Annotated in this window: 31 protein-coding genes and 1 tRNA gene; 14 read left to right on the plus strand and 18 right to left on the minus strand. The window is 68.5% G+C overall.

Annotated features, from left to right (window positions below):
* Window positions 1-7 precede the first annotated feature (7 nt).
* On the plus strand, window positions 8-943 hold the full coding sequence (locus BLW09_RS04200; protein ID WP_089908843.1) for an aldose 1-epimerase family protein: 936 nt from the start codon (window positions 8-10) through the stop codon (window positions 941-943).
* Here BLW09_RS04200 and BLW09_RS04205 read toward each other — a convergent pair.
* Entirely contained in the window at window positions 922-1,626 is a 705-nt protein-coding gene (locus tag BLW09_RS04205) for an SDR family oxidoreductase (protein ID WP_089908848.1), read from the minus strand. The two genes, BLW09_RS04200 and BLW09_RS04205, sit on opposite strands and share 22 nt — an antisense overlap.
* 91 nt (window positions 1,627-1,717) lie before the next feature.
* On the opposite strand from BLW09_RS04205, the gene BLW09_RS04210 reads away from it, so the two are divergent.
* Window positions 1,718-2,293: a TetR/AcrR family transcriptional regulator gene (locus BLW09_RS04210; RefSeq protein ID WP_089908850.1), complete on the plus strand. Its 576-nt coding sequence runs from the start codon at window positions 1,718-1,720 to the stop codon at window positions 2,291-2,293.
* A 36-nt stretch (window positions 2,294-2,329) separates the two neighbouring features.
* Here BLW09_RS04210 and BLW09_RS04215 read toward each other — a convergent pair whose 3' ends face one another.
* Window positions 2,330-3,424, minus strand: a complete 1,095-nt coding sequence (locus BLW09_RS04215; RefSeq protein ID WP_089908853.1) for a calcium:proton antiporter — start codon at window positions 3,422-3,424, stop codon at window positions 2,330-2,332.
* A 106-nt stretch (window positions 3,425-3,530) separates the two neighbouring features.
* Between BLW09_RS04215 and BLW09_RS04220 the strand changes: the two genes are divergently transcribed.
* Entirely contained in the window at window positions 3,531-4,133 is a 603-nt protein-coding gene (locus BLW09_RS04220) for a DUF4232 domain-containing protein (RefSeq protein WP_089908855.1), read from the plus strand.
* A 55-nt stretch (window positions 4,134-4,188) separates the two neighbouring features.
* On the opposite strand, the gene BLW09_RS04225 is transcribed toward BLW09_RS04220, so the two are convergent.
* On the minus strand, window positions 4,189-4,737 hold the full coding sequence (locus tag BLW09_RS04225) for a transporter (RefSeq protein ID WP_231947050.1): 549 nt from the start codon (window positions 4,735-4,737) through the stop codon (window positions 4,189-4,191).
* Between the two features lie 90 nt (window positions 4,738-4,827).
* Here BLW09_RS04225 and BLW09_RS04230 point away from each other — a divergent pair, with 90 nt between their 5' ends.
* From BLW09_RS04230 to BLW09_RS04245, 4 genes are all read left to right on the plus strand, one after another.
* Window positions 4,828-6,105, plus strand: a complete 1,278-nt coding sequence (locus BLW09_RS04230) for a chloride channel protein (protein ID WP_231947051.1) — start codon at window positions 4,828-4,830, stop codon at window positions 6,103-6,105.
* 54 nt (window positions 6,106-6,159) lie between these two features.
* On the plus strand, window positions 6,160-7,362 hold the full coding sequence (locus BLW09_RS04235) for an AAA family ATPase (RefSeq protein WP_089908858.1): 1,203 nt from the start codon (window positions 6,160-6,162) through the stop codon (window positions 7,360-7,362).
* Window positions 7,363-7,525: 163 nt separating this feature from the next.
* A complete protein-coding gene (locus BLW09_RS04240) occupies window positions 7,526-7,777 on the plus strand; it encodes a hypothetical protein (protein WP_231947053.1) in 252 nt (83 codons plus the stop codon).
* 196 nt (window positions 7,778-7,973) lie between these two features.
* Entirely contained in the window at window positions 7,974-8,144 is a 171-nt protein-coding gene (locus tag BLW09_RS04245) for a hypothetical protein (protein ID WP_231947054.1), read from the plus strand.
* 12 nt (window positions 8,145-8,156) lie between these two features.
* Here the strand turns inward: BLW09_RS04245 and BLW09_RS04250 are convergent, their stop codons facing one another.
* The 5 genes from BLW09_RS04250 to BLW09_RS04270 form a co-directional block, all read right to left on the minus strand.
* Window positions 8,157-8,552, minus strand: coding sequence for a hypothetical protein (locus BLW09_RS04250; RefSeq protein WP_231947056.1), 396 nt, complete (start codon window positions 8,550-8,552; stop codon window positions 8,157-8,159).
* A gap of 11 nt (window positions 8,553-8,563) precedes the next feature.
* On the minus strand, window positions 8,564-9,166 hold the full coding sequence (locus BLW09_RS04255) for a hypothetical protein (RefSeq protein ID WP_089908863.1): 603 nt from the start codon (window positions 9,164-9,166) through the stop codon (window positions 8,564-8,566).
* Window positions 9,167-9,310: 144 nt separating this feature from the next.
* Window positions 9,311-9,577, minus strand: coding sequence for a Txe/YoeB family addiction module toxin (locus tag BLW09_RS04260; RefSeq protein ID WP_089908866.1), 267 nt, complete (start codon window positions 9,575-9,577; stop codon window positions 9,311-9,313).
* Window positions 9,570-9,818, minus strand: a complete 249-nt coding sequence (locus tag BLW09_RS04265) for a type II toxin-antitoxin system Phd/YefM family antitoxin (protein ID WP_089908869.1) — start codon at window positions 9,816-9,818, stop codon at window positions 9,570-9,572. Before BLW09_RS04265 ends, BLW09_RS04260 begins: the two co-directional genes overlap by 8 nt.
* Window positions 9,819-10,045: 227 nt before the next feature.
* Complete coding sequence (locus BLW09_RS04270; protein ID WP_157696898.1) at window positions 10,046-11,053, minus strand: DUF4062 domain-containing protein; 1,008 nt, start codon at window positions 11,051-11,053, stop codon at window positions 10,046-10,048.
* 274 nt (window positions 11,054-11,327) lie between these two features.
* On the opposite strand from BLW09_RS04270, the gene BLW09_RS18865 reads away from it, so the two are divergent.
* The 3 genes from BLW09_RS18865 to BLW09_RS04280 are packed head-to-tail and all read left to right on the plus strand — an operon-like array spanning window position 11,328 to window position 12,944.
* Window positions 11,328-11,690 carry a hypothetical protein gene (locus tag BLW09_RS18865; protein ID WP_157696899.1) on the plus strand — a complete coding sequence of 121 codons (363 nt, stop codon included), beginning with the start codon at window positions 11,328-11,330 and terminating at the stop codon, window positions 11,688-11,690.
* A gap of 57 nt (window positions 11,691-11,747) precedes the next feature.
* On the plus strand, window positions 11,748-12,344 hold the full coding sequence (locus tag BLW09_RS04275) for a hypothetical protein (protein WP_089908875.1): 597 nt from the start codon (window positions 11,748-11,750) through the stop codon (window positions 12,342-12,344).
* A 48-nt stretch (window positions 12,345-12,392) separates the two neighbouring features.
* Window positions 12,393-12,944, plus strand: a complete 552-nt coding sequence (locus tag BLW09_RS04280; RefSeq protein ID WP_089908879.1) for a helix-turn-helix domain-containing protein — start codon at window positions 12,393-12,395, stop codon at window positions 12,942-12,944.
* 256 nt (window positions 12,945-13,200) lie between these two features.
* On the opposite strand, the gene BLW09_RS04285 is transcribed toward BLW09_RS04280, so the two are convergent.
* The 3 genes from BLW09_RS04285 to BLW09_RS04295 all read right to left on the minus strand — a co-directional run bounded on the left by BLW09_RS04285 (window position 13,201) and on the right by BLW09_RS04295 (window position 14,392).
* Window positions 13,201-13,611, minus strand: a complete 411-nt coding sequence (locus BLW09_RS04285) for a hypothetical protein (protein ID WP_089908882.1) — start codon at window positions 13,609-13,611, stop codon at window positions 13,201-13,203.
* A gap of 321 nt (window positions 13,612-13,932) precedes the next feature.
* Window positions 13,933-14,148, minus strand: a complete 216-nt coding sequence (locus tag BLW09_RS04290; RefSeq protein ID WP_157696900.1) for a hypothetical protein — start codon at window positions 14,146-14,148, stop codon at window positions 13,933-13,935.
* Window positions 14,149-14,319: 171 nt separating this feature from the next.
* A tRNA-Lys gene (locus tag BLW09_RS04295) sits at window positions 14,320-14,392 on the minus strand.
* A gap of 56 nt (window positions 14,393-14,448) precedes the next feature.
* On the opposite strand from BLW09_RS04295, the gene BLW09_RS04300 reads away from it, so the two are divergent.
* The 3 genes from BLW09_RS04300 (at window position 14,449) to BLW09_RS04310 (ending at window position 16,686) form a co-directional block, all read left to right on the plus strand.
* Window positions 14,449-15,078 (plus strand): DNA-directed RNA polymerase subunit beta, encoded by a 630-nt coding sequence (locus tag BLW09_RS04300; protein WP_089908888.1) that lies wholly within the window; start codon window positions 14,449-14,451, stop codon window positions 15,076-15,078.
* 256 nt (window positions 15,079-15,334) lie between these two features.
* Window positions 15,335-15,895 (plus strand): ECF RNA polymerase sigma factor SigK, encoded by a 561-nt coding sequence (sigK, locus tag BLW09_RS04305; RefSeq protein WP_089908891.1) that lies wholly within the window; start codon window positions 15,335-15,337, stop codon window positions 15,893-15,895.
* Complete coding sequence (locus BLW09_RS04310) at window positions 15,892-16,686, plus strand: anti-sigma factor (RefSeq protein ID WP_089908893.1); 795 nt, start codon at window positions 15,892-15,894, stop codon at window positions 16,684-16,686. Before sigK ends, BLW09_RS04310 begins: the two co-directional genes overlap by 4 nt.
* A gap of 101 nt (window positions 16,687-16,787) precedes the next feature.
* Here BLW09_RS04310 and pstB read toward each other — a convergent pair whose 3' ends face one another.
* The 7 genes from pstB to BLW09_RS04345 form a co-directional block, all read right to left on the minus strand.
* Window positions 16,788-17,567 (minus strand): phosphate ABC transporter ATP-binding protein PstB, encoded by a 780-nt coding sequence (gene pstB, locus BLW09_RS04315; protein WP_018191823.1) that lies wholly within the window; start codon window positions 17,565-17,567, stop codon window positions 16,788-16,790.
* Between the two features lie 35 nt (window positions 17,568-17,602).
* The gene (gene pstA, locus BLW09_RS04320; protein WP_089908896.1) at window positions 17,603-18,694 is read right to left on the minus strand and encodes a phosphate ABC transporter permease PstA; all 1,092 of its coding nucleotides are present in this window, start codon (window positions 18,692-18,694) and stop codon (window positions 17,603-17,605) included.
* A complete protein-coding gene (pstC, locus tag BLW09_RS04325; protein ID WP_089908899.1) occupies window positions 18,694-19,641 on the minus strand; it encodes a phosphate ABC transporter permease subunit PstC in 948 nt (315 codons plus the stop codon). The genes pstA and pstC overlap by 1 nt, the downstream gene beginning before the upstream one ends.
* A 99-nt stretch (window positions 19,642-19,740) precedes the next feature.
* Entirely contained in the window at window positions 19,741-20,835 is a 1,095-nt protein-coding gene (pstS, locus tag BLW09_RS04330; RefSeq protein WP_089908902.1) for a phosphate ABC transporter substrate-binding protein PstS, read from the minus strand.
* A gap of 185 nt (window positions 20,836-21,020) precedes the next feature.
* A complete protein-coding gene (locus BLW09_RS04335) occupies window positions 21,021-21,965 on the minus strand; it encodes an NUDIX hydrolase (protein ID WP_089908905.1) in 945 nt (314 codons plus the stop codon).
* The gene (locus tag BLW09_RS04340; protein WP_089908908.1) at window positions 21,962-24,172 is read right to left on the minus strand and encodes an RNA degradosome polyphosphate kinase; all 2,211 of its coding nucleotides are present in this window, start codon (window positions 24,170-24,172) and stop codon (window positions 21,962-21,964) included. The genes BLW09_RS04335 and BLW09_RS04340 overlap by 4 nt, the downstream gene beginning before the upstream one ends.
* A 100-nt stretch (window positions 24,173-24,272) precedes the next feature.
* Window positions 24,273-25,025 (minus strand): response regulator transcription factor, encoded by a 753-nt coding sequence (locus BLW09_RS04345; protein ID WP_089908911.1) that lies wholly within the window; start codon window positions 25,023-25,025, stop codon window positions 24,273-24,275.
* Window positions 25,026-25,130: 105 nt separating this feature from the next.
* Here BLW09_RS04345 and BLW09_RS04350 point away from each other — a divergent pair, with 105 nt between their 5' ends.
* Complete coding sequence (locus BLW09_RS04350; protein ID WP_089908914.1) at window positions 25,131-25,484, plus strand: hypothetical protein; 354 nt, start codon at window positions 25,131-25,133, stop codon at window positions 25,482-25,484.
* Window positions 25,485-25,526: the final 42 nt, after the last annotated feature.

Here is a 25,526-nt window from a genome sequence, read left to right on the forward strand (position 1 = left end):
TTGTGCCATGCGACCCGCCACCGGTGAACAGTACGAACTCGACTTCGGCGACCTGAGCGCCACCATCGTGCAGGTGGGAGCGGGCATCCGCTCGCTCCGCTTCGCGGAATCCGACCTCACCGAGCCGTATCCGGTCGGGGAGCAGCCGCCCTCCGCGTGCGGGATCGTCCTGGTGCCCTGGCCCAACCGCGTCGCCGACGGCCGGTGGGAGCTCGGCGGGGAGGCGCGGCAGCTCGACCTGACCGAACCGGCGAAGCGGAACGCCATCCACGGCCTGCTGCGGCGTCGTCCGTACGAGCTGGTCGATCGCTCCGACTCGATGGTCACGCAGGCCGCGACCGTCTACCCCGAGCCGGGGTATCCGTTCCTCCTCGACACCACGGTGACGCACGAGCTGCACACCGAGGGGCTGCAGGTCACGCACACGATCAGCAATGCGGGGGAGAGCGCCGCGCCGGTGGCCGTCGGCGCGCATCCCTACCTCCGCATCGCGGACGTCCCGGCGGAGCAGCTGACCGTCACCGTGGCGGCGCGCACGCGGTTCGAGACGGACGACCGCAGCAACGTCACGGGCGAGGCGCCGGTCGCCGGAACGGCGTTCGACCTGTCGGCCGGACGCCGCGTCAGCGAGCTGGAACTCGACACCGGCTTCGCCGACCTGCCGGACGGGCCGGTGGAGCACGTCCTCGCCGCCGACGACGGCCGCCGTGTCGTGCTCTGGGCCGATGAAGCGTTCCGCTATGTGCAGGTGTTCACGCACCGGTCGTTCGCGACCAAGCCCGGGGGAGTGGCGCTCGCGATCGAGCCGATGACCGCCCCGGCGAACGCCCTCAACTCGGGCCGGGGGCTGCGCTGGCTGGAGCCGGGCGAGACCTGGTCGGTGAGCTGGGGCGTCCGTCCGGAGGGGTTCGGCGGAGAGGCCTACCTGGCCAGCTGGGGGTAGAGCACGCGCACATCCTCGTGGAGGTGCGCCTTGACCTGCTGCGCCACCTCGCCGACGATCGCCTCCGCGCCGCCCTCCTGCACCGTGTCGAGCGCTTCGTCGACGACCTGCCGCGGCGGGACCTTCACTCCCTCCGCGTCCGCCGCCATGTCGGTGTCGACGTATCCGACGTGGACGCCGACGACCTGGATACCCGCGGGAGCGAGCTCCACGCGTGCCGAGTTGCTGGCCGACCAGAGCGCCGCCTTCGTGGCGCTGTAGGAGCCGAAGGCGAGCCAGCTGAGCGCCGAATGCATGTTCACGATGGCGCCTCCGCCGTTCGCCTCGAGGATGGGGGCGAACGCCCGCGTGACGAGCACCGGTCCCCAGAAGTTGGTGTCGAACTCGCGGTGGATCTCGGCGAGGTCTCCGGTGACGAGCGACTCGTTGACGGCGATGCCCGCGTTGTTGACGAGGATCGTGACGTCCGTCGCGATCTCGGCCGCCCGCCGGATGCTGTCAGCGTCCGTCACGTCGAGGGCGAGGGGGACGACGCGCGGGTCGTCGGCGGAGATGGTCTCGGGTCGGCGTGCGGCGGCGTAGACCTTCGTCGCGCCGCGCTCCAGGAGCGCCGCGACGAAGGCGGCGCCGAGTCCGCGATTGGCGCCGGTGACGAGGGCGACGCGGCCGGTGATGTCGGTCATGAGAGGGTCCTTCCGAAAGTAAACCGATCTGTGTACCTGCAATGTACACAGATCGGTTTACATTCTGCAAGCGCCCGATTAGGATCGAGGCATGTCCACAGCCACCGTTTCCCCCCGGCCCAAGCCGCGGGAACGCGTGCTGGCCGCCGCTGCGCGCCTGTTCGTGCGCGAGGGCGTCAACGCGGTCGGCGTGGACCGGCTCGCGCAGGAGGCCCAGGTCTCCAAGCGCTCGATCTACCAGCACTTCGACGGCAAGGATGCGATCGTCGCCACGATGCTCGAGGAGTACGGGCCGAGCGTCGTCGCGGGGTACTTCGAGTCCGATGCGGAGGGGGACCAGCGGGATCGGGTGCTGCACGTCTTCGACGCCCTCCAGGCGGCTGCGCAGGCGAGCGACTTCTACGGCTGCCCCTTCGTCAACGTGGCGACCGAGCTGCGCGACCGCGAGCATCCCGCCGCGGTCGTCGCCCGCGGGTTCAAGGACAGGCTGACCGCCTACTTCGAGCGTCAGGCCGCGGAGGCCGGAGCCGCTGACCCCCGCACCCTCGCCATCCAGCTGACCCTGCTGTTCGACGGGGCGTCCGCGAGCGCCGCCATGCGCGGCGGAACGCCCGACGCCGCGCGCCTCGCCGCCGCCCAGCTCTTCGACGCCGCGACCGCCGCCTGACTCCCCGCACATTCGGCACGAATGTGGGCCGCCGCGCTACGGCGCGATCGACAGGAAGATGAACGCCGCGAACAGCACCAGGTGGATGCCGCCCTGCAGTCGCACCGCGCGTCCCTGCACGATGGTGAGGATGCTGACGAGCACCGTCAGCACCAGCAGCACGATCTGACTCGACCCGAGCCCGAGGTGCAGGGCGCCGGGCAGCCAGATCGACGCGACCGCGATCGCCGGGATCGTGAGCCCGATGCTCGCCATGGCCGACCCGAGCGCGAGGTTGAGGCTGGTCTGCGTGCGGTTGAGGGAGGCCGCCTTGGCCGCCGCGATGCCCTCCGGCAGCAGCACGAGCAGCGCGATGACGACACCGACGAACGACTGGGGCAGCCCGATCGCGGTCACCGCCCGCTCGATCGGCGTCGACTCCAGCTTGGCCAGCCCCACGACGGCGACCAGGGAAACCAGCAGCAGCCCCAGGCTGATCAGCGCCGTGCGCTTCGAGGGCGCCTCGGCGTGGTCGTCCTCGGTCAACGGCTGGCCCTTGCTGCCGACCGGAAGGAAGAAGTCGCGGTGCGCCACCGTCTGGGTGAAGACGAACATCCCGTAGAGGGCGAGAGAGGCGATCGCCGCGAACACCAGCTGCGGCCCGGAGAACACCGGACCGGGCGTCGACGTGAAGCTCGGCAGCACCAGCGTCAGGGTGGCGAGAGCGGTCACGGTCGCCAGCGCGGCTCCGCTGCCCTGCGCGTTGAACGCCGTGGATTCGCGACGGGACGCGCTCAGCAGCAGGGACAGCCCGACGATGCCGTTCATGGTGATCATCACGGCGGAGAAGACCGTGTCGCGGGCGAGCTCCGGCGAGTCCTTGCCGGTGGTCATCAGCGTCACGATCAGCGCCACCTCGATGATCGTCACGGCGACGGCGAGCACCAGCGATCCGAACGGCTCCCCGACCCTGTGAGCCACCACCTCCGCGTGCTGCACGGCGGCCAGCACCGTCCCGGCCAGGACGACGGCGATGATCGCGACGGCGACACCGTTCAGCTCCACCGCCCAGAACGCCACGAGGACCACGACGCCGATCGCCGGCACCCCGATCGTCCACCATCGTGCGAGCCAGGAGCCGATCGCTTTCATGCGTCCATCCTGCCAGCACGCCCCTCCGAAGCCGTCGGGTGCATTCCGTCGGCGGCTATCGGCGGGTCCCGCCGGTTCTCGCGCTGCGCACCGCTTGGATGGGCTCATGACCGGGAACAGGACCCTCCGCGCCGCCTCCGCGAGCGCCGTCGCCGTCACCTTCGCTCTCGCCTTGGCGGGATGCGCCACGCCGAGCCCGTCGCCGACCGGATCGCCCTCCGCCTCCACGACGACGACACCGCGTCCGACCTCCACCGCGACCACGACCGCGACGCCCATCGACGGCCAGTGCGACACCGGCGACCTGTCGGGGACCATCGGGCGGGGCGGCGGAGGGGCGGCGGGAAGCGTGGAGGTGACGCTCGTGCTCACCAACAACGGCTCCGGCGAATGCTCGCTGCAGGGCTGGCCGGGCGTGTCGTTCGTCGGGGATGGGAACGGTACGCAGCTCGGAGCCGCGGCCGAGTTCGACCGCAGCACGCCGCATCCCACCGTGGTGCTGCAGCCGGGCGGGACCGCTCAGGCGCCGCTGCGCATCACTCAGGCGCTGAACTACCCCGAGGCCGACTGCCAGCCGAAGCAGGCGGACGGCTTCCGCGTGTACCCGCCGGGCTCGACCGAGTCGCTGTTCGTGAAGGATGCGAACGTGACCGCGTGCACGAAGGACTCCGTGACGCTGCTCACCGTGGGGGCGCTGGTCGCCGGCTGACCCGCCGGCCCTCGGGGTTCTCGGGGGCTGTCGGGGTTCTCGCCGGCGGTCGCGTTCACTGGCAGACGCGCGCGAGCGGCCCGGACCAGCCCGATCGCAGCTCCGCCACCGCCGCATTCGCGTCGGCGAGCGCCCCCCGCGGGTCGTCGGCGAAGGCCTCCCCGTCGACGGCGCCCTGCAGGCCGTCCAGGCTGCGGTCCACCGGGGCGAGGGCACGCGCCACCGCATCCGTCGCGATGTCGCTGGTGGCCGCGCGGAACGACGTCACCGCCTCCTGGATGGCCGTGCCGGCTTCCACAGGATGCGCGCCGAGCGCCGCGACGTGCGCATCCAGCGCGGCGTCGAGGGCGTGCCGCGCGCTCCGGACGGCCGTGCAGTCGCGGCCGCGCTCGGCGGACGCCTCGGAGAAGAGGGGGAACTCGGAACCCGCCGCGATGGCGAGCATCGCGACGGCCGCGACGCACCCCAGCGTGAGAGCGGCCGCTCCCGGCCAGAGTCGAGCGGCCCGTGCCAGCAGCCGGGGCTGCGCGGGGCGCGGGGCGGGGAGGACGGCCGCGTCCACGTCCGCCTCGACGTCGGGTCCGCTCTGGCGCGAGAGGGTCACATTCGTAACGCTAGAGCCGCCGGGTGAACAGTTCGTTGCACGATTCCCGCGGGTCGCTGCCTGCGAAGCGGTCCGGATACGCTGGGTGCCGTGCCTCCCGCCCGATCCGCGACCGGTTCCGCGACGCCGCGCTGGATCGTCCGGCTCGTCGTCGTCACGGCGCTGGTCGGCGTCGGGGCGGGCATCGGCGGCGGTCTCGTCTCCCTGGGCCTGCACGCCCTCCAGCATCTCGTCTTCGGCTACTCCGAGGGCGACTTCTTCGAGGGGCTGCTGAACGCGCCCCCGGTCAACCGCGTCGTGGCGCTCGCCGTCGCCGGAGTCGTGGGCGCCGTCGGCTGGTGGGCCCTCCGCCGCTGGGGGCAGCGGTCGCCGGCCCACGCCGTGGTCTCCGTGGAGCAGTCGGTGAACGGCCGCATGATGCCGCCGGTCGTGACGCTCCTGAACGCGGGGCTGCAGGTGATCATCGTCGGCCTCGGCGCCTCCATCGGCCGGGAGGTCGCGCCGCGGGAGGTCGGAGCGCTCTGGGCGGGATGGCTCGCCGAGCGGGCGGGACTCTCGGCGCGCGAGCGGCGCATCCTTGTCGCGTGCGGTGCCGGGGCGGGGCTCGCGGCCGTCTACAACGTCCCTTTCGGCGGCGCGGTCTTCGCCGTCGAGATCCTGTTGGCCGAGATCAGCTTCGCCACCGTGCTGCCCGCCTTCGCGGCCTCGGCGATCGCCGCGCTCGTCGCGCGCATCTGGGTGCCGGCGAACCCGCTGTACGTCCTTCCCGAGCTGCACCTGAGCCCGACGATCGTGGTCTGGTCCGTGCTCGCCGGGCCGCTGATCGGATGCGCGGCGGTCGGTTTCGTGCGTGCCGCGCGCTTCGCGCAGGCTCACCGCCCGCGCTCGTGGGGCATCCTCATCGTGATGCCGCTGACGTTCGTCGCGGTCGGGGTGGCGGCGCTCTGGCTGCCCGCGATCCTCGGCAACGGGCGTGCGCTCGGCCAGCTCGCGTTCGCGGCGGCGCTGCCGGTGCTGCTCATCCTGCTCACCACCGTCGTCAAGGCGGCGGCGACCGTCGGCACCATCGGGGCGGGGGCGGCGGGCGGCACGCTGACCCCGTCTCTGGCCATCGGCGCCGGACTGGGGCTGGCGGGCGGCGCCGCGTGGAACCTCCTCTGGCCGGGCGCCGAGCTGCCGGCCTTCGCGCTGATCGCCGCCGCCGCCTTCCTCGCCGTCACGATGCGCGCCCCGGTGACCGGCCTGTTGCTGACGATGGAGTTCACCGGCCAGGGTCCCGACCTCCTCGTCCCGGTGATGCTGTGCATCGCCGGGGCGGTCGCCGTCGGCTACGTGCTGGAGCGGACGCGGGTCACTGGGGTCGCGTGACGCCCTCAGCGCAGGTGCGTGTGGCGCGTCGGCGGCCCCCGATACGATCCGGGAGTGATCTCCACCGTCGCCGTCTCCGGCTACCGCTCGCTGCGCGACCTCGTCATCCTGCTCGGGCGCCTGACCGTGGTGACCGGTGCGAACGGGGCGGGCAAGTCGTCGCTCTACCGGGCGCTGCGGCTGCTGGCGGCCTGCGGGCGGGATGCGGTGGTCGTCGCGGTCGCGCGCGAGGGCGGACTCGACTCCACCCTGTGGGCCGGTCCGGAGCGGCTCGGGCGGGCGATGCTCCAGGGCGACGCGCCCGTTCAGGGAACGGTCCGTCGTGATCCGGTCGCGCTGCGGCTGGGCGTTCAGCTCGACGACGGCGGCATGGGACTCGGCTACGCTCTCGACCTCGGGCTACCGCAGCCGAGCACGGACACCGCGTTCGGCCGCGATCCCGAGCTGAAGCTGGAGACCGTGTGGACGGGCCCGGCTCCTCGACCGTCGAGTCTGGCGGCCGAGCGACGCGGCGGCCATGTCCGCGTCCGCGGTGACGAGGGCGACTGGACGGAGCTGGGCAAGTCCCTGCGCACGTTCGAGAGCATCCTCACCGAGGTCGTGGATCCTGTTCGCGCCCCCGAGGTGCTGAGAGTGCGCGAGAACCTGCGCGCGTGGCGCTTCTACGACCACTTCCGCACCGACACCGCCGCTCCCGCTCGGCTTCCGCAACTCGGAACCCGCACGCCGGTGCTCGCCGCCGACGGGACGGACGTGGCCGCGGCCATCCAGACCATCCGGGAGTCGGGCGGGGGCGACCCCTTCGATGCGGCGGTGGATGCGGCCTTCCCCGGCAGCCGGGTCGAGATCGTGGTTGACGGCGCCCAGTTCTCGGTGGCCGTCCGGCAGCCCGGCCTGCTCCGTTCGCTCGCGGGTGCAGAGCTGTCGGACGGCACGCTGCGCTTCCTGCTCTGGGCGGCCGCGCTATTGTCGCCGCGTCCGCCGCAGCTGCTCGTCGTCAACGAGCCCGAGACGAGCCTGCACCCCGACCTGCTCCCCGCGCTCGGCTCCCTGATCGTCGCCGCGTCGGCCAACGCGCAGCTCGTGGTCGTGACGCATTCGCACGAGCTGCAGGATGCGATCCAGCACTCGGCGGCCGACCGCGCTGTCGCCGACGACCTGCGTCATATCGAGCTGCAGAAGCAGCTCGGGGAGACGCTCGTGCGCGGCCAGGAGGGCCTCCTCGACCGTCCCACCTGGCACTGGCCCACCCGCTGAGCGGTCGCCGCGTGCTCCGGTGTAGATTGTGGCGTGTGAGCTACCCGGCCCGGCGGCAACGATGGGACCGCACGGTCGCGCGCCTACTGACGGGACGGCGCCTGGCGGTCAGCCCGTGAAAGAGAGCCGAGCACCGGGCCTCGTGCAGCCTGGCGGATGGCTGGTGGGTGTCACGATGCCCGCGCGGCCGGTGAGCACGTGGGGGATGGCCTGGCGGCTGACCGCGCGGTGGTCGGCAACCTTGGTCATGTCCGCCTTCCTCGGCGCCGCCATCTGGGCCGTCGCGGTGACGCCGTCGCCCCAGCGCTGGCTCGTGCTGCTCGCGGTCGTCGGAAGCTGGCTCTACAGCGTTCTGGTGACCGTTGTCCTCACTGTGATGTTAGTGCGAGCTCCGCGAGCGACGCCCCGCGGGTGAACGCGTTGTCTGTAGGGACTTCTCCACGGCGGGATAACGTCCCCCTCCGGTCAAGGCCCCCACTGGGGGCGTCCCACGATGGTCCATACAGTTCCATGAGAATTGATTAGGAATTCGCCGGGCGGCTAGGGTGTGGCTTGGCCGCCGGGGCGACCAGTGTCTCGGGGGGATTAAGTTCGCGCGCCAGGTCGATGACTTGGATGAGCAATTCCGGCGGCTGCTCACTCCGATGCCGGTCGCGCGCGGCGAAAGCTGGTGGACGACACACCTGCCGCTACGCGCTGGGCGCAGGTTCAACGACGAGATGTGGACACTCTTCGACTACCGGGCTGAACTCGCCGAAGAGGAGGGCGGCACGTGGTACTGAGAGGCATGGAGTTCAGCGTTGTTCCCGCGGAAAGGGCGGATCGCCCCACCAGCCCACACCGCCGGCGTCGAAGACGAGTCGGTCGGCGAAGCGCCCTAGCGGCTCGCCGATGCTGAAGTCGGCGATGTCCGCCCCGAACTCCTCCGCTGTCGGATCGTCGGTGTAAGCACCGTCGTACTGCTCGCCGTCTGCCGTGACACGCAGCCCCACGGTGGGACCCCACGGTGATCCGTACACGACGCAGAAGCCGTCGTCGAACGCCCACGCGTCGACGATGGTGACCTCCTCCGCGGAAGTCGGGCCGCCCGAACCGAGACGTTCGAGACAGCTCAGGAGAGCGGTCTGACCCCACGACCGCTGGGGGAGGGCCCGCAACTCGTCGATCACTGCGCTGTGAGCTGGGGCCACGATTCGATCCCTCAGCCGATCTTTACGAGATCATGCAGCCAGTCGCTCGCCGCTTGGGCAGGTGGTTCCCCCGCCATCGCCGCGAGTGCGGCCTGATACTGATCGCCGAAAACCACAGTTGTGATGGTCTTGAGTCTGTAACCCAGGGCCCCTTCGTCCCAGGTCGCGCGGGGAGTGACCTCCCAGAGATAGAGGAACTTCTTCGTCAAGCCGTCCGGTACGCCTATCCACAACGCGTCAGGTCGACGGTCCCGCTCGATGCCGAGCAGGTGACCCGGGACGAGGAGCGATCGCAGCATCCCTTTAGTGCTGTCGAGGTCGAGTTCCGTGCTCACGGGAGGCAGCGTCGGAGGCCAGTCGGGCCTCGTCTTGGCGAACTCGGACCGAAACGACCGGTCTGGTCTGATGCTCTGCACATCGCTGATCCGAATTGCCGCGAAGCCGTTCATGTGCCCGCCGTCGGAGGTCTGTGACAGCAGTACCCACCTTCGTCCGATAGCGAGGAGGAACCCGTCGATCGTGTAGCCGGGACGCGATCGCCGACGGATCTTCATGATCTTTTCGCGACCGACGCCGGCCTTCAGTTTTGAGCGGATCTTCGCGCGCGACGTCACGCGTTCATACTGTCACGTCGGATCGCTCGGGCACCGGGTCGCGGGTTAGCCGCGTCCCGACGAGGGTGGGCCCGGTGGGGCTCGAAGCCCACGACCCGCGGATCAAAGGTCCGATGCTCTGCCAACGGCACCACTGACACCAGGTCAGTAGTGGTAACGCGCTTGCAGGATGATGACGTAGGCGTCGTCCACCACGTACACGAGACGGTTGGCTTCATCGATGCGACGCGACCACGCCCCGGCCAGCGCGTGCTTCAGCGGTTCCGGCTTGCCGACGCCCTCGAATGGGTCGTCGCGCAGGATGTCCTCGACCAGGAGGTTGATCCGCTTGAGCGTTCGCCGGTCCTGGCCCTGCCAGTAGAGGTAGTCCTCCCACCCGCCGGCCGTCCACGCGAGCTTGCGCTCACTCACTGGTCAGGTCGTGCTCGGTGGTGTCTCCCGAGCGGGCGCTCTCGATGGCATCGATGAGGCGGCGTGCGTTCTTGGGGGAGCGCAGGAGGTAGGTCGTCTCGAGCAGGGAGTCGTACTCGTCCTTCGACATCAGTACGGCCGAACCGCGCTTGGACGTGATCTCGACTTCGGTCTGGTCGAGGTTGACGCGCTCGATGAGCCCGAACAGGTCGCTGCGAGCCTCGCTTGCCGTGATGGCCATGATTCCTCCAAGTGGTACAAGATATCGTACCATCTGGACATGGCTGGTCGACGGCAATCGGCCTCTAAGTCCTCCCGTGGTGATCAGCGGAGATCCGAAGAGGCGGATCAGGCCCACTCAGCCGGATGCGTCAAGGTAGCGGCGGGTGCCGCAGTCGGCTCATTGCACCAGGGCTGCTCAGGGTCGGGTCTGGGCGCTGTCCAAGTACTCTCGCAAACCCGCCCTGGTTAGCGGGCGGCGGGTCGGGCCACGGGCGCGTTGCGAACCGGGTCGTTCCCGGCAGAACCGGACTGCTCGTACTCCACTACGTCTTCCAAGGTGAAGCCTGAGGCTCCGAGGATTGCAGAGAGCTTTTCGCGAAGTTCCTCATAGTTGCGCACCATTTCGCGGCGGCGAGCGTTGGTCACCGCGCCGGAGCTCGAAATGATGTTCACTTCATCTGTGTCTTCCGGCCCCCGGTACGGTCGCAACTCCTTGCCTAGTGCTACTGCGCACTCTTCAAGGGTTGTCCATTTCAGAATGTCGCCCGGCTTAGGGCTTCCGCCGAAATAGCGAAAGTCGCCGACGATAGGTTCGCCGACCATGGCTTGGAGCAGATTGACGTACACCCTGTCCATGGGTGTTCCCACTGATCGAAGAATCTGCGATGCGATGAGTTCGACTCGAGTGTTGACGCTAGTCAGGACTTCTAACGTGTCCACGACTTGGGCTTCTCTGGAAGTGCTGGAAAGGTGATCGTGCATCATTCCTGCCCACTGCGCGCGGAGGTATGTCTCAATGTCCGAGATCGTGCGGAAGGGCACTAGCGCGTTGTTTTCTGCCTGCTTCCGAACCGAATCAATGAACTCAAATATCTTCACGTTGTCGGCATTGGGAAACTTCATCTGTGCCAACGCCTCAGGCGAACCTACGTTAGCTTGATAGACGGCGTAATCGTTGAACGTCGACTGTTCTACCATCGCAAAGACCGGAATCTTGTCTTTTACTGCGCGCTGATACTCCGCGTTCGTGACGGACTCGTCCGATCCGGGAAGCGCCATCCCGTAACGGCCACCGATCAACAGCACCATCAGGTCGGCGTTTGATACCTCCTTCAGGCATGCTTCCGCGGCTGTGGTGGCCGGATCGAAATAGACCGCACCCTCTTCGCTCAGCACGGGGATATAGCCAAACTGTTCGATGAATCGTTTGAGCGATTCTCGCGCGTACCGGAGGTCATAGAAGGTCGAGCTCACGAAAACTGTAGGGGCGGCCATGTTTGCATCTTCCCAGTTCTTGGAGTGAGACGAGAAGAACCATTGTGGCGTCAGAGACGTGACGGCGCTCGGCGAGCGAGTTTCGCTTACAGCAGGCGGCGTTCGGCAACCGAATCGCGACGTTCAAGGTCCCGGATGCTGTCCCCGGTGCCGGGAAGAATGGGCCCCGGCCGGTACTCATCAAACCCGACCGCGTCCGGTCGGCGGAGTGGGCCGCTCAGAGGCGCTGGGAAGCGCAGGAAAGGTAGAACGTATGCCACGCAGGATCTCCGACGCAGGAATCGACCGCACCTGCGTGCCAGCAGAGCTGCTCGACGTCGACGATGCAACTTGGTCAGCTGGACACCACTCGACCAACTGGCTGAAAGCCCACGGCTTCGGCGACACCGTGCCGTCTCACTACCAAGCGAACTGGGATGAAGTGTCACCGTCCAACAGGTACTGGGAGGCTGTGCAGGCCTGGGCCCGCGTCAACGGGCTCGTCATGCCCCGTAGCAAGGGCTTCGTGGACCTGAACGCACTTCGAGCACTGGGGATCGAACGCCCACCGCACCTCAGTCGTGATCGCGTGCAGCACCTAACCGAGATGGGGTTGTGGGGTCGCCACAGCGAGTAGCCGTTCCGTCGTCGTGGCGATCTTCCCGGGCCGATTTGGAGACGATAGCTTGACCGCATGACTCCGGTGCCCATCCACGTCATCGTCGATCAGCCCTGGTGGGAGACGTGGTTGCCGATAATCGCGTCATTCCTGGCCACGGCTGCTGCCGTTGGCATCGCCGTCGGATCGGCAATCCGCGACAATCACCTCCGTAAGCGCGATGCGGAGGCGGTGGCTGCCCGTGATGCACGGGTGGACGAGCAGCGCGCACTGCTTGAGGCACAGAAGGTCGTCGTGGATCATCAGTGGACCGTGAATGGCAGCAGCTGGTATGTCGTCAACGCCGGCGATGGGCCAATCATGGAGGTCAGAATCTATGCCGGGCACGGTACTTCCCCAGATGGGGCCCCGATGATTTGGCAGATCCAGCACGACTACGTCACCCCGGCCATCCTCGGCCGTGAGGCGCACTCGTTCTACGGCATGTGGTTCGACATCTGGGCAGCGCGATCGATGGAGGACCCGGAGACCACTCCTGGACGCATGTACCCGATCCTCACCTGGATCGATGGCTCCGGCCGCCGCTGGATCATCGATACGCCCGACCGAATCGCTCATCTGAGGCGCCTCCCCACTCGAGACGAGGCTCGCGCGCGAGAGGCGGCTGAATGATCCAACGAACGCTGGCCAAGGATGCGCAACATTGCGTACCCTTCCGCCATGAGCGACGTTGACGTCTCCCGACGTCCCCAGATGGAAGTCGACCAGGTCTGGGCCTGGCATTCGAAGAAGCACGGCTCTCTAGTGCCGGCCAGGATCACCGACACATCCGGGCGCATCAGGGTCCGCGCGCAACGCACCGATCTACCCGATAGCGCCCCGCCAATCGATGACCTCAGAGTGAACTTCTGGTGCCTGTGGGATCAGCGCGACGCCTACCTCGAGATGAGACACTGGCTCGGCGCTCGCCTGACCGCGCTGCAGCGCGGAGAGCCAGTAGGGCCACCAAATCGCCCTTGGGAGCGCCGCAAGCGAGACGGTGGGGTCAGCGATGCTTACGTCATCCGCGAGGCGCCCTCGGCAATGTCGGCACCGAGGCGAGTCGCTTACACACTGAGTGCAGCAGCGGAGGAGTGCGGAGTATCTCCGTCCTTCCTCCGCGAGTTCGTGAATCACAACGACCTGGTCGTCCACTACGCCAACTCCAAGGTGATCATCCTCGCAGAGGACCTACACAGCTGGATTGAGTCGCTACCGACCGAGCGAGCATGACTGATTGCCATTCTCGTCGTCGAGACGCGCAACCATGTTGCGGGCGTTCGCGAGACCGAGGTCAATAAATCTTCGCGGCGCCGTGTGAGGCAGCCGCGGCGAGAGAGCGACCATTGAGTATCTTTCGCCACCGGCCATGGTCGGGTTAGGGTCGGGACAGCGGCGCCGACCGCTGCAGCGAGACGGTCCGCGCCGCTCGAAGCCGCTCCTAGGAGTTGGTACTCGTACCTCCCCTGTCGGTCATGCGGCCTCCCGCTCAGCCCTCCGGCAGAACTGACCAGGTGAAGCCGATCTGGTTCGGGTCAAGCTGCTGATGGTCGAACTCTGAGATCAGCTGCAGGGTGTCAAGGTCGACCGCGTCGGGAAGCAGACGTCCCACTAGGTCGATGATCTCCGTTTCGAGAGGCATCGCCTCCCACGGGAAGGTCAGACATAGCCAACCTTCCTCGCACTCGGCGTCGTCGATGACCAACAAGTCCACGAGCATCCGAACTTCCCCGTCCCCATACGAGCGATGCACGGCCGCCCGAGGGTGCGCACGAGCTTCGCCGTAAATGTCCTCCGCGGTCGCCGCAATGCCATCGAGCAGATTGACGGCGAATGTCCTAAACAGCGCCTCGTAGTCCGACGCCGTCGGCAACAGCTCCTGGCGATCGTGTAGAGCCATGAAGTGCTTGTATACGTCGCGCTTCTCATGCGTCGCGTGTGTCGCCCCGTAGGCAAGTAGCCAACAGACGTCGTTTTCTGCGTCCCAGAGCGTGGCACCGCGAGCTCGACCAACGTGAAGACTCTTGACGAGTCCATGTCTGCCCACGTCCTTGATCGGTTCGCCGCCTCCAGGCATGCCAGCGCGCTTCACTACGAATGCGCGAAGAGCCTCGTGCTCAGCGCAATAGTGGCGCGCGTCCCGTACGTGGTGATTAGCGTTGAGCCCCAGGTCGTCGACAACGCAGCGCTCGGTGGCGCGGAGACGCGGGGACTCCACGGTTTAGATGTCGCGGATACGCCCAGCGGCCTGCTCGGCGCGCGCGCGAATATCAGTCGCCTGCTTCTGGGCCAGTTCTTCGGCGGAAAGCGCTCGCGACGCGGCGATGCGTTCCCGAAGCTGCTCGATGGGAAGATCACGAATCTTAGCCACCTGCGCCTCGACGGGCTTGCGCGCCTCTTGGGTGCGGCGAACGTTCGTGCGGATGAGGGTGGGCATGTCCCCATGGTAGAGCTCAAACCTGTAGATGGACACCCCCGGCGCCCCCCTAAACGGGGCACAAGAGCTGTGGACAACTTCCTCGCCGTCCCCCGGATGGAGGGCCCTTGCCCAAAGTGATGGGTTTGTGATGGATGACGAGGTGCTGACGTCGCAATCTTGGCTAAACAGTGGGCCCGGTGGGGCTCGAACCCACGACCCGCGGATTAAAAGTCCGATGCTCTGCCAACTGAGCTACAGGCCCTCACGTCCAATCTAGCGTGGATTCACCCCGTCCCGTGGCGGGGGCAGAATAGGGGGATGTCTGACCGGTTCCACAAGCCCGCGCTGTTCACGAGTGGGATGTTCGAGGCCTTCATGGGCGGGGAGGACCCCGCGCAGATCAGCAGGGTCGCCCACGAGACCGCGCGTGCGCTCCTCGCCCGCGTGCGCGAGAACCCCGATCCGGAAGTCGTCGACCGGCTGGTCGCGTTCACCGACGCGCACGGCATCGACGCGCTCGCCGAGCTGTGGTCGCGGTCGAACGCCAAGAGCCTGCCGGGCGCCCTGTGGCGCATCTACCTGATCCGGCTGCTCATCCGGCAGGATGCGGAGGGCACCGCGTACCTGTTCCAGCGCGGCACCGAGGTGCTCGGGTCCATCGACGCCGTCGTCGCGGGCGCGCCGGACCCGACGGGACCGGCCGAGATCACCGAGCTCGCCGACCGCATCCTCCGCGGCCTGTTCGAGGGCGACTTCGCCGTCGCGCTCGACCGGGCAGCGGCGTTCTGCCGGGTCGCGGCGGCCGGCGCCGCCTCCGTCGCCGACGACCGCGACGTGCTCGACCCCGAGCGGGCGAGCGAGCTGACGACCCGCGCGCTGCGATTCACCCGCACCGCTGAGGAGCTGACGGCATGTGCGCGGCTCTGGCGGTCGGACTCGCTCGACTGAAGCCACGGCGGCGACGCGGTCAACCCCCGATCCGGCATCCGCGTTCTCCCGCTGCGAACGCCACGCCGAGAGGGCGCGCGGACGCTCCTGTACACTGGATGTCGCCGGGCCGCAGTAACCCCGGGCTCCAAAACTAGCCGCTTCGAGCGGCCTCGCGCCGAGAGGCGTTCTGCGGCCCGGCACTCTCCTGTCGGGGGAGGCCCGCTCGAACATCGGCGGGTCGAACCCCGGCGGACCGGATGAGAGCGGAGACGACGTGGACGACGCCCCTGCGGTCGACCTCGACGACCTCCTCGTCCGCACCGCGACCGGCGACCAGGAGGCGTTCTCGCGCTTCTACGACCTGACCGCCGCGCGCGTCCTCGGGCTGATCCGCCGCCTCCTCATCGACGCTGCGCAGTCGGAGGAGGTCGCCCAGGAGGTCTTCCTCGAGGCCTGGCAATCCGCTCCGCGGTTCGATCCGAATAAGGGTCGAGCGCAGACGTGGATCATGACCATGGCCCACCGGCGCGCAGTCGACCGGATCCGGGCATCGCAGGCATCGCGCGACCGGGACACGGCCGTGGGCATCCGCGACCTCCCGACCGCTTACGACCAGGTGGCCGAGACGGTGGAGGTCCGGGTCGAGCACGAGAGGGTGGAGGTGGCCATGGCGAAACTCAGCGAGCCGCAGCGGCGCGCCGTCACCCTCGCCTATTACGGAGGACTCAGCCAGTCCGAGGTCGCAGCCGAACTCGGAATCCCGCTCGGCACAGCGAAGACTCGGCTGCGCGATGCGATGATACGGCTGCGAGAGGAACTGGGGGTGACGACATGACCCGCGAGGACGACCCCGACACCGGGCGCCTCGGCTACCGCCTGGGGGCGGACGACGAGCAGGAGGCCCGTGCCTTCGAGGAGGTCGCCGCCGAGCTCGCGCTCTCCGCAGAGCCGGTGCAGCCGCGCCCCGAGCTCAAGGCGGCGCTGTTCGCGCAGCTGCAGAGCACGCCGCAGCTGCCGGCTCAGGATGCCGCCCAGCCGGCCGCTGCTCCGGCCGCCGACGCGACTACTACATCCGACGCGACCTCCGCATCCACCGCTGCACCCGCGCCCACCGCTGCACCCGAGCCGGCGCAGGGCCGTGCCGAGCGCGCTGCGCAGCGCCGCTGGTTCCAGCGCCCCGGCCTGCTCCTCGGCGCCGCGGCCGCGGCGATCGTGCTGTTCGTCGGCGGTGCCGTCGTCGGCTCGACGCTCTCGGGCGGCAACTCCTACCAGTCGCAGCAGGCGTCCGCTCTGGCCGAGATCAACGCGGCCCCCGACGTCCAGCGGGCGACCGCGCGGGTCGAGGGCGGCGGCACGGCGACCCTGGTGTGGTCGGGCGAGCTGGGGCGTTCCGCGCTCGTCGCCAACGGCCTCCCGGCCCTTCCAGGTGACAAGACCTATGAGCTCTGGTACCTGCGCGACGGCAAGGCCATCCCGGCCGGGACGATGACCCCGGCCGAGTCCGGATCGACCTGGCGGGTGCTCACCGGCGAGATGGCGGCGGGCGACGCGGTCGGCGTCACGGTCGAACCGAGCGGCGGGTCGGACAAGCCGACCACGCCGCCCATCGTCGCGATCGCGTCCTGACCCGTCCCCGACAGGCTCGGGCCACGAGACGAAGAACGCCGCCGATCGCACGGATCGGCGGCGTTTCTCGTCGGTGCTGCGACCATCCGGTCGCTCCCGGATCACCCGAAGCGGCCGGAGACGTAGTCCTCGGTGGCCTGCACGGTCGGGTTGGAGAAGATCTGGTTCGTGTCGTTGTACTCGATGAGCTTGCCCGGCTTGCCGGTGCCTGCGATGTTGAAGAACGCGGTGCGGTCGGAGACGCGCGAGGCCTGCTGCATGTTGTGGGTCACGATGACGATCGTGTAGTCGTTCTTCAGCTCCTCGATGAGGTCCTCGATCGCGAGCGTCGAGATCGGGTCGAGGGCCGAGCACGGCTCGTCCATCAGCAGCACGTCGGGGGAGACGGCGATCGCGCGGGCGATGCAGAGACGCTGCTGCTGGCCGCCGGAGAGGCCGGACCCGGGGAGGTTCAGGCGGTCCTTGACCTCGTTCCACAGGTTGGCGCCCTGCAGCGAGCTCTCCACCAGGTCGTCGGCCTCACTCTTCGACATCCGGCGGTTGTTGAGCTTCACTCCGGCGAGAACGTTGTCGCGGATGCTCATGGTCGGGAACGGGTTCGGGCGCTGGAACACCATGCCCACCTGGCGGCGCACGAGAACGGGGTCGACGCCCGGGCCGTACAGGTTGTTGCCGTCGATGAGCACCTCGCCCTCGACGTACGCGCCGGGGATCACCTCGTGCATGCGGTTCAAGGTGCGGAGGAACGTCGACTTGCCGCATCCCGACGGGCCGATGAAGGCCGTCACGGAGCGGGGCTCGATGGTGAGCGAGACGCCCTCGACGGCGCGGAACTTGCCGTAGTAGACGTTGAGGTCGTTGACTTCGATGCGCTTGGACACTTGATTCCTTGGCTGTCGGGTGGAGGGGTGCGGGTTCAGCGGCCGTACTTGGGGGCGAAGGCCTTCGCGATGATGCGGCCGGCCAGGTTGAGCAGCATCACGATGATGATGAGCGCGAGGGCGCCCGTCCAGGCGCGGTCGATCTGCGCCTGCGCGTGGAGGCCCGCGGCCTGTGTGTACTGGGTGTACACGAAGACCGGGACGGTCATCATCCGGTCGCTGAAGAGGTCGTAGTTCATGCTCGTGGTGAAGCCGGCGACGATGAGCAGCGGCGCCGTCTCGCCGATGACGCGGGCGATGGCGAGCATGACGCCGGTGACGAGGCCGGCGAGCGAGGTGGGCAGCACCACCTTGAGCACGGTCAGCCACTTGGGGACGCCGAGAGCGAGCGACGCCTCACGCAGCTCGTTGGGCACGATCCGGAGAATCTCCTCGCTGGAGCGGACGACCACCGGGATCATCAGCACGGACAGCGCGACGGCTCCCATGAAGCCGTTGCGGATGCCGGGGCCGAAGAAGAGCGCGAACAGGGCGTACGCGAACAGGCCGGCGACGATGGAGGGGATGCCGGTCATCACGTCCACGAAGAAGGTGATGCCGCGCGCGAGAGCTCCACGGCCGTACTCGACCAGATAGATGGAGGTGAGGAGGCCGATCGGCACGGAGATGACCGCCGCCATGAGGGTGATCTCGAGTGTTCCGACGATCGCGTGCAGCGCGCCGCCCCCGTCGCCGATGACGTTGCGCATCGACTCCGAGAAGAAGGCGATGTCGAAGCGGGCGAGGCCCTGCGAGACGACCGTCCAGCCGAGGGAGATCAGCGGGAGGAGGGCGATGATGAACGCGGTGGCGACCAGCGAGGTGACCAGCCGGTCCATGGCCTTGCGGGAGCCCTCGACCAGCAGCGAGGTCGTGTAGATCGCCACGTCGAACAGCACGGTCCCGAAGAAGATCGCGCCGACGATGTTGAAGTCCTTGGTCGCGCCGCTCGCGGCCAGCATGGCGAAGATCGCCCCGAAGACGACCCAGGAGACGACGAGCATCGTCCACGGCGCCCAGCGCGGCAGCTTGCCCGCGGTGTACGAGTTCACGAGCGGACGTGGGGCGGTGGCGGTGGTGGTGGCCATCAGTTCGCTCCAGAGAAGGCCTTGCGGCGGCTGACGATGTAGCGGGCGAGCATGTTGATGAGCAGGGTCACCACGAACAGCACGAGGCCGGAGGCGATGAGCGCGTTCACGCCGAGCCCGGTCGCCTCGGGGAACTGCAGGGCGATGTTCGCGGCGATCGTGTTCGGGCTCTGCGCCTGCAGCACCGCGAACTTCACGATCAGGGCGGGGGAGAGCACCATCGCGATGGCCAGCGTCTCGCCGAGCGCGCGGCCGAGGCCGAGCATGATGGCGGAGATGATGCCGCTGCGGGCGAAGGGGAGGACGGCCATCCTGACCATCTCCCAGCGCGTCGCACCGAGGGCCAGGGCGGCCTCCTCGTGGAGGCGCGGGGTCTGCAGGAAGATCTCGCGGCAGATCGCGGTCATGATCGGGATCACCATCACGGCGAGCACGAGGCCGGCGGTGAGGATGGTGCGGCCGGTGCCGGAGACCGGCGGCGCGAAGAACGGGATCCAGCCGAGGTTGTCGCCGAGCCAGACGTAGAAGGGCTGGACGAACGACGACAGCGTCGCGATGCCCCAGAGGCCGAAGACGACGGAGGGGACAGCGGCGAGGAGGTCGATGATGTAGCCGAGCACGGACGCGACGCGGCGCGGGGCGTAGTGCGAGATGAACAGCGCGATGCCGATGGACAGCGGGGTCGCGATCAGCAGCGCGATCAGGGCCGCCCAGATGGTGCCGAAGACGAGCGGCCAGACCCACGACCAGAAGTTCGTCGCGTTGTTGGGCAGCTCGCCGGCGTGGGCGAACAGAGCAGGGATGCTCTGCACGACCAGGAAGATCGCAACGGCGGCGAGGGTGGCGAGGATCAGCGATCCGGCCACGATGGTGCTGGTCGAGAAGACCCGGTCGCCGAGGCGGACCTTCGCCTTCGGCCTGATGGCTCCTACGGTTCCGGCGGTCATTCGTTGCTTTCTCTCATCGGGTGTGCCGTGGGGGGCGGCTGAGGACGGGAGCACCGCTCGGCCCGGGCTGCGTGGCAGCCCAGGCCGAGCGGCGTTGTGTCACTTGATGCTGGCGACGGCCTTGGAGACCTTGTCGGCCAGGTCGCTCGAGAGCGGGGCCGAACCGGCCTGCTCCGCAGCGGCCTTCTGGGCGTCGCTCGAGATGATGTAGTCGACGTAGCCCTTGACCAGATCGGCCTTGGCGGCGTCCTTGTACTCCTGGCACGCGATCACGTAGGAGACCAGGACGAGCGGCCAGGCGCCCTTCGAGGTGTCCTTGCGGTCGATCTGGATGGCCAGGTCGTTGGCCTCGCGGCCGTCGGCGATGGGGGAGGCGGCGACCACGGCGGCAGCACCGTCGGCGCTGATCTTCTCGTAGTTGCTGCCGACCTTGAGCTGGGCGATGCTGAGGCCCGCCGAGCCCGACTCGTCGATGTACGTGATGGAGTTCTTCGCGTTCTTGGTGGCGTCCGCGACACCCGAGGTGCCCTTGGCTGCGTCACCGACCTGGAACGGGAAGGTCTGGGAGGCCGGGGCCGTCCAGACGTCGGGGGCGTTCGCGGCGAGGTACTCGGTGAAGTTCTGCGTGGTGCCCGAGTCGTCGGAGCGGTGCACGACCGTGATCGGGGCCGACGGGAGCGAAGCGCCCGAGTTCTGGCCCTTGATCTTGGCGTCGTCCCACGTGGTGATCTTGCCCGAGAAGATGCCGGCGATGGTCGCGGCGTCGAGCTTGAGGTCCTTCACGCCGTCGACGTTGTACGCGATGGCGATCGGGGAGATGTAGACGGGGAGGTCGATGCCCTTGCTGTTCGCGGCGCAGCCGGCGAACGTGGAGGCGAGCTCCTCGGTCTTCAGGGCGGCGTCGGAGCCGGCGAAGTCGGCGGCACCCGAGATGAAGCTCTTGCGGCCGGCGCCGGAGCCCTGCGGGTCGTAGTTGACGGTGGCCTTGGGGTTGGCCTCCTGGAAGCCGGCGGCCCACACCGTCTGCGCCGCGCCCTGGGCGGACGAGCCGATGCCGTTCAGCGTGCCGGACAGGTTCGAGGCCTTGGCCGTCGTGGTCGACGGCGTGCTGCCCTCGTTCGCCGCACACGCGGTGAGAGAGATGGCGGCTGCGGCGAGAAGTGCCACGGGAGCGCCGATGCGCTTGAGTTTCACAGTTGTCCCTTCGGGGATCAGTAACAACAGGACGGGGTCGGTGCGACCCGCGTGAGACGCTATTCCCGGTGTCTGTCCAGAGTCCCCCGCGGTGGTAAACGGGAGGTTAACGCCGGGCGTCCTCTTGTCCTCGTGCTCCTGTGAATCCGCGGGTCAGCCGGTGAACCCGGCGCACCCGCTCCGTGTCACGGTGCGGTCTCGACCGGTGCGTAGGTCTCGATCGACACGATGCCCGACGCGGGGTTCGTCGCCGACAGGTGCACGATCGAGAAGCCGCCGGTGTCGAGATCGGCCGCGTCGTCGAGATAGGCGCCGGGCATCGTGCCGGTCGCCAGCGCGATCTCGCGCATGATCTCGGGCAGCACGGGCCCGTGGCTGCACAGCACGGCCGTCTTGCGGGAGCGGACGCGCTTTCCGACGACGCCCCGCACCTCCCCGCGGCCCTCTTCGTAGGCCTCCTGGCTGATGCCGTGGTCGCGCTGCGGTTTGATGCCGGTCGCGGCCGCGAGCGGGGCGACGGTGGTCACGCACCGGACCGCGTCGCTCGTGACGATCCGCTTCGGGCGCCAGGTCTGGAGGGTCGCCACGTCGGCAGCGGCCTGCTTGACGCCGCGCTCGGTGAGCGGGCGCGATGCGTCAGAGCCGTCCCAGCGGTCGCGGGGCGCCGCTTTGCCGTGGCGCAGGGCGATCAGCGCGAACGTGGAGGTGATGCCCTGGTGGACGAGCGCGTCGAACGCGTCGAGGATCTCGACATCGCGCTCGTAGGTCAGGTAGCCGCGCGCCTTCTTGATCGTGACCCACTCGATGGCCGCGATCTCGCTGTTCGGAACGAAAGTGGAGCGCAGGATCGCCTTCTCGCCGACCTCGGCCGCCCAATAGTGCACGATCTTCTCGCGGCCGCTGCTGAGGGGATAGGTCGAGACGCCGAGCGGGACGCCGAGGCCGATCTTCAGGCCCGTCTCCTCCTCGATCTCGCGGACCGCCGTCTGCGGAAGCGTCTCGCCGGGGTCGACCTTGCCCTTGGGGATGGTGACATCGCCGTACTTGGTGCGGTGCACGACGAGCACGACGATCCGATCGTCCACGACGCGCCAGCAGAGGGCGCCCGCGGCGTAGATGGCCGGGCTCACCGCCTCGTTCCCGTACGGGTGCTGCGCGGGCGGTGGCTGTACTGCTGGATGAGCTTGTTCTGCAGGTCGACCAGCGGCTTGCCGTTCTCATCGAGGTGGTGGCGCGTCCACACGCCGTCCTCGTCGAGCTTCCAGGTGGCGGTCCGCTCGTCGAACGCGAGGTCGAAGAGGTCGCCGAGCTCCCGCAGGTGCTCCGGTTCGGTGAGGCGCACGAGCGCCTCGACCCGGCGGTCGAGGTTGCGGTGCATCATGTCGGCGCTGCCGATGTACACCTGCGGGTCGCCGCCGTTGACGAACGAGAAGATGCGCGAGTGCTCCAGGTACCGGCCGAGCACCGAGCGCACCCGGATGTTCTCCGACAGCCCCTCGCGCCCCGGAACGACCCCGCAGATGCCGCGCACCCAGAGGTCGACAGGGACGCCGGCCTGGCTGGCGCGGTAGAGCGCGTCGATGATGGCCTCGTCGACGATCGAGTTGAGCTTGATGCGGATGCCGGACGGCCGCCCGGCCTCGGCGTTGGCCCGTTCGGTGTCGATCCGCTTCAGCAGGCCTTTGCGCAGGTGCAGCGGCGCGACGAGGAGCCGCTTGAACTTCTTCTCGATCGCGTAGCCGGAGAGCTCGTTGAACAGGCGCGTCAGGTCCTTGCCGACCTGGTCGTCGTCGGTGAAGAGCCCCAGGTCTTCGTAGATGCGGGAGGTCTTCGGGTTGTAGTTGCCCGTCCCGATGTGGCTGTAGCTCTTGAGCACGCCCTTCTCCTCGCGGATGACGAGGGCGAGCTTGCAGTGCGTCTTGAGCCCGACCAGGCCGTAGACCACGTGGACGCCGGCCTTCTCGAGCTTCCGCGCCCAGGAGATGTTGTTCTGCTCGTCGAAGCGGGCCTTGATCTCGACGAGGGCGAGCACCTGCTTGCCGGCTTCCGCCGCGTCGATCAGGGCCTCGACGATGGGGCTGTCGCCGGACGTGCGGTACAGCGTCTGCTTGATGGCCAGGACATGCGGGTCGGCCGCCGCCTGCTCCAGGAAAGCCTGCACGCTGGTCGCGAACGACTCGTACGGGTGGTGGACGAGGACGTCCTGCCGGGTGATCGCCGCGAAGATGTCGGGCTTGGCGTTCGGCTCGCTCGGCATGAGTTGCGCAGGCGTGGTCGGGACGTGGTTCGGGTAGTGCAGGTCGGGCCGGTCGATCTTCGCGAGGTCGAAGAGGCCGCCGAGGTCGAGCGGGGCCGGGAGGCGGTAGACCTCCTGATCGGTCACGTCGAGCTCGCGCACCAGCAGGCCGAGGGTGACCGGGTCGACGTCGTCGGTGACCTCGAGGCGGATCGGCGGACCGAAACGGCGACGCAGCAGCTCGCGCTCCAGGGCCTGGATGAGGTTCTCCGTCTCGTCCTCGTCGATCTCGACGTCTTCGTTGCGGGTGACGCGGAAGACGTGGTGGTCGAGGATCTCCATGCCGGGGAAGAGGTCGCCGAGGTGGTTGGCGATGAGCTCCTCGAGGGTGATGAAGCGCACCTGGCCGACGGTCTCGCGCTGGTCGATGCGGACGAAGCGCGGCAGCATCTGCGGCACCTTGAGGCGGGCGAACTGCTCCTTGCCCGTACGCGAGTTGCGCACCCGCACGGCGAGGTTGAGCGAGAGCCCGGAGATGTAGGGGAACGGATGCGCCGGGTCCACGGCCAGCGGCATCAGCACAGGGAAGATCTGCTGCGAGAAGATCTCGCGGAGCTGCACCTTGTCGGCGTCGTCGAGCTGGTCGTAGGTGACGACGGTGATGCCCGCATCGCGCAGCGCCGGGAGGACCAGGTCGTGGTAGGCCCGAGCATGACGGAGCTGCAGCTCGTGCGCCTTCTCGGAGATGTCGGCGAGCACGTCCTGCGGCGCGCGCCCGACGTTGGTGGGCACCGCGAGGCCGGTGGCGATGCGGCGCTTCAGGCCGGCGACGCGGACCATGAAGAACTCGTCGAGGTTGCTCGCGAAGATGGCGAGGAAGTTGGCGCGCTCGAGCACGGGGAGCAGCGGGTCCTCCGCCAGCTCCAGCACGCGCTGGTTGAACGCGAGCCAGCTCAGCTCGCGGTCGAGGTAGCGGTCGTCCGGCAGGGTCGGGTCGGGCTCGTAGATGAAGGGGGCGAAGTCGTCGTCGAAGTCGCTGCCCAGGCTCCCGCCCAGCCCCGTGTCGAGAAGGCCGTTCTCCAGAGTCGTCCGCTCGTCCATCCCCCCATCATGGCACCGTGAGGGAGCCCTCGTGACGGGCCTGCGTAAACGGTGGATAAACGCTGGCTGTGGAGAGAAGGGCTGCGCGGGGTCGCGGAGGTCAGGGGCGGACGGAGGTGGGGAGGCGGTCGTTCTCCTCCTCGTACACGTTGAACCGGTACCCGACGTTGCGCACGGTGCCGATCAGCGACTCCAGGTCGCCCAGCTTGGCCCGCAGGCGTCGCACGTGGACGTCGACCGTCCTGGTGCCGCCGAAGTAGTCGTACCCCCACACCTCGCTGAGCAGCTGCTCGCGCGTGAAGACGCGCGACGGGTGCGTCGCGAAGAAGCGGAGCAGCTCGAACTCCTTGAAGGTGAGGTCGAGCTGGCGGCCGTGGGCCTTCGCCGAGTAGCTGGCCTCGTCGATCGTGATGCCGGAGGCCTGGATCTTCGACTGCGAGTGCTCCTGCGTCTGACGGCCGATCGCGAGACGGATGCGCGCATCCAGCTCGGCCGGGCCCGCGGAGTCGAGAACGACGTCGCTGACGCCCCAGTCGGCGCTGACCGCCGTGAGGCCGCCCTCGGTGAGCACGAGGACCAGCGGGACGGTGACCCCGGTCGTCGTCAGGATCTTGCAGAGCGACTTCGCGCTCGCCAGGTCGCGCCGCGCATCCACGAAGATGAGGTCGCAGCTCGGGGCGTTGACGAGCGAGGCGGGTTCTGCCGGGATCTGGCGCACCCGGTGGCTGAGCAGCGCGAGCGATGGCAGCACCTCGGCACCCGGACCGGCGGCGTCGCCGACCGAGGAGGTCGCCCCTGGAGTGCGGGGCGCGGTGGTGCTCGGCGCAGAGGTCAGGATCAGAAGCTGCGCCACACATTCCTCCTCACCCGCCGGGAAACCGTGCCGTAATGCTACCGGAAACAGCCGCCCGCCCTGTCCGGCAGCCGCTGGGGCCCCGCGCCGGGGCAGAATGGGAGCGTGAGCGACGAGACCCCGGACACCCCTCCGATGCACGCGATGGGTCCGGCTGCCGCGGCCGGCCCCGTGCAGCCGCCGCTGCCGCGGTGGGCGACGCTGACGAGCATCGGGTCGGTCTGGGTGGTCTCCCTGGTGCTCGGCATCCTCATCGGCACGGTCGCGCATGCGTCGGAGTACGCCTCGTGGCTGTCGCTCGCGCTGGGCGTCTCGGTGCTGTTGGGGTTCGTCGCGCAGCTGGCGACGCAGCAGAAGGACGGCTTCATCGACCGCCTCGCGGTGACCTTCGCCGGCAGCTTCGCGATCCTCGGACTCTTCGGCGGCATCCTGGCCCTGGTGTCGGCGGGTGCTGGGTAGACTGGCACCATGCTGGTCGCTCTCGAACTCTTCTTCATCGGC

It is taken from the genome of Leifsonia sp. 21MFCrub1.1 (assembly GCF_900107895.1).
Taxonomy (GTDB): Bacteria; Actinomycetota; Actinomycetes; order Actinomycetales; family Microbacteriaceae; genus Leifsonia; species Leifsonia soli.

Excerpts from the sequence above, each read along its gene's own strand:
- BLW09_RS04310 (WP_089908893.1), top strand. The coding sequence starts at position 15,892 with ATGACCCGCGAGGACGACCCCGACACCGGGCGCCTCGGCTACCGCCTG.
- BLW09_RS04290 (WP_157696900.1), bottom strand. The coding sequence starts at position 14,148 with ATGCCCACCCTCATCCGCACGAACGTTCGCCGCACCCAAGAGGCGCGC.
- BLW09_RS04210 (WP_089908850.1), top strand. The coding sequence starts at position 1,718 with ATGTCCACAGCCACCGTTTCCCCCCGGCCCAAGCCGCGGGAACGCGTG.
- BLW09_RS18865 (WP_157696899.1), top strand. The coding sequence starts at position 11,328 with ATGCCACGCAGGATCTCCGACGCAGGAATCGACCGCACCTGCGTGCCA.
- BLW09_RS04340 (WP_089908908.1), bottom strand. The coding sequence starts at position 24,172 with ATGGACGAGCGGACGACTCTGGAGAACGGCCTTCTCGACACGGGGCTG.
- BLW09_RS04215 (WP_089908853.1), bottom strand. The coding sequence starts at position 3,424 with ATGAAAGCGATCGGCTCCTGGCTCGCACGATGGTGGACGATCGGGGTG.
- BLW09_RS04300 (WP_089908888.1), top strand. The coding sequence starts at position 14,449 with ATGTCTGACCGGTTCCACAAGCCCGCGCTGTTCACGAGTGGGATGTTC.
- pstA (WP_089908896.1), bottom strand. The coding sequence starts at position 18,694 with ATGGCCACCACCACCGCCACCGCCCCACGTCCGCTCGTGAACTCGTAC.
- BLW09_RS04285 (WP_089908882.1), bottom strand. The coding sequence starts at position 13,611 with ATGGCTCTACACGATCGCCAGGAGCTGTTGCCGACGGCGTCGGACTAC.
- BLW09_RS04265 (WP_089908869.1), bottom strand. The coding sequence starts at position 9,818 with ATGGCCATCACGGCAAGCGAGGCTCGCAGCGACCTGTTCGGGCTCATC.
- BLW09_RS04280 (WP_089908879.1), top strand. The coding sequence starts at position 12,393 with ATGAGCGACGTTGACGTCTCCCGACGTCCCCAGATGGAAGTCGACCAG.
- BLW09_RS04220 (WP_089908855.1), top strand. The coding sequence starts at position 3,531 with ATGACCGGGAACAGGACCCTCCGCGCCGCCTCCGCGAGCGCCGTCGCC.
- BLW09_RS04205 (WP_089908848.1), bottom strand. The coding sequence starts at position 1,626 with ATGACCGACATCACCGGCCGCGTCGCCCTCGTCACCGGCGCCAATCGC.
- BLW09_RS04275 (WP_089908875.1), top strand. The coding sequence starts at position 11,748 with ATGACTCCGGTGCCCATCCACGTCATCGTCGATCAGCCCTGGTGGGAG.
- pstC (WP_089908899.1), bottom strand. The coding sequence starts at position 19,641 with ATGACCGCCGGAACCGTAGGAGCCATCAGGCCGAAGGCGAAGGTCCGC.
- BLW09_RS04200 (WP_089908843.1), top strand. The coding sequence starts at position 8 with ATGCGACCCGCCACCGGTGAACAGTACGAACTCGACTTCGGCGACCTG.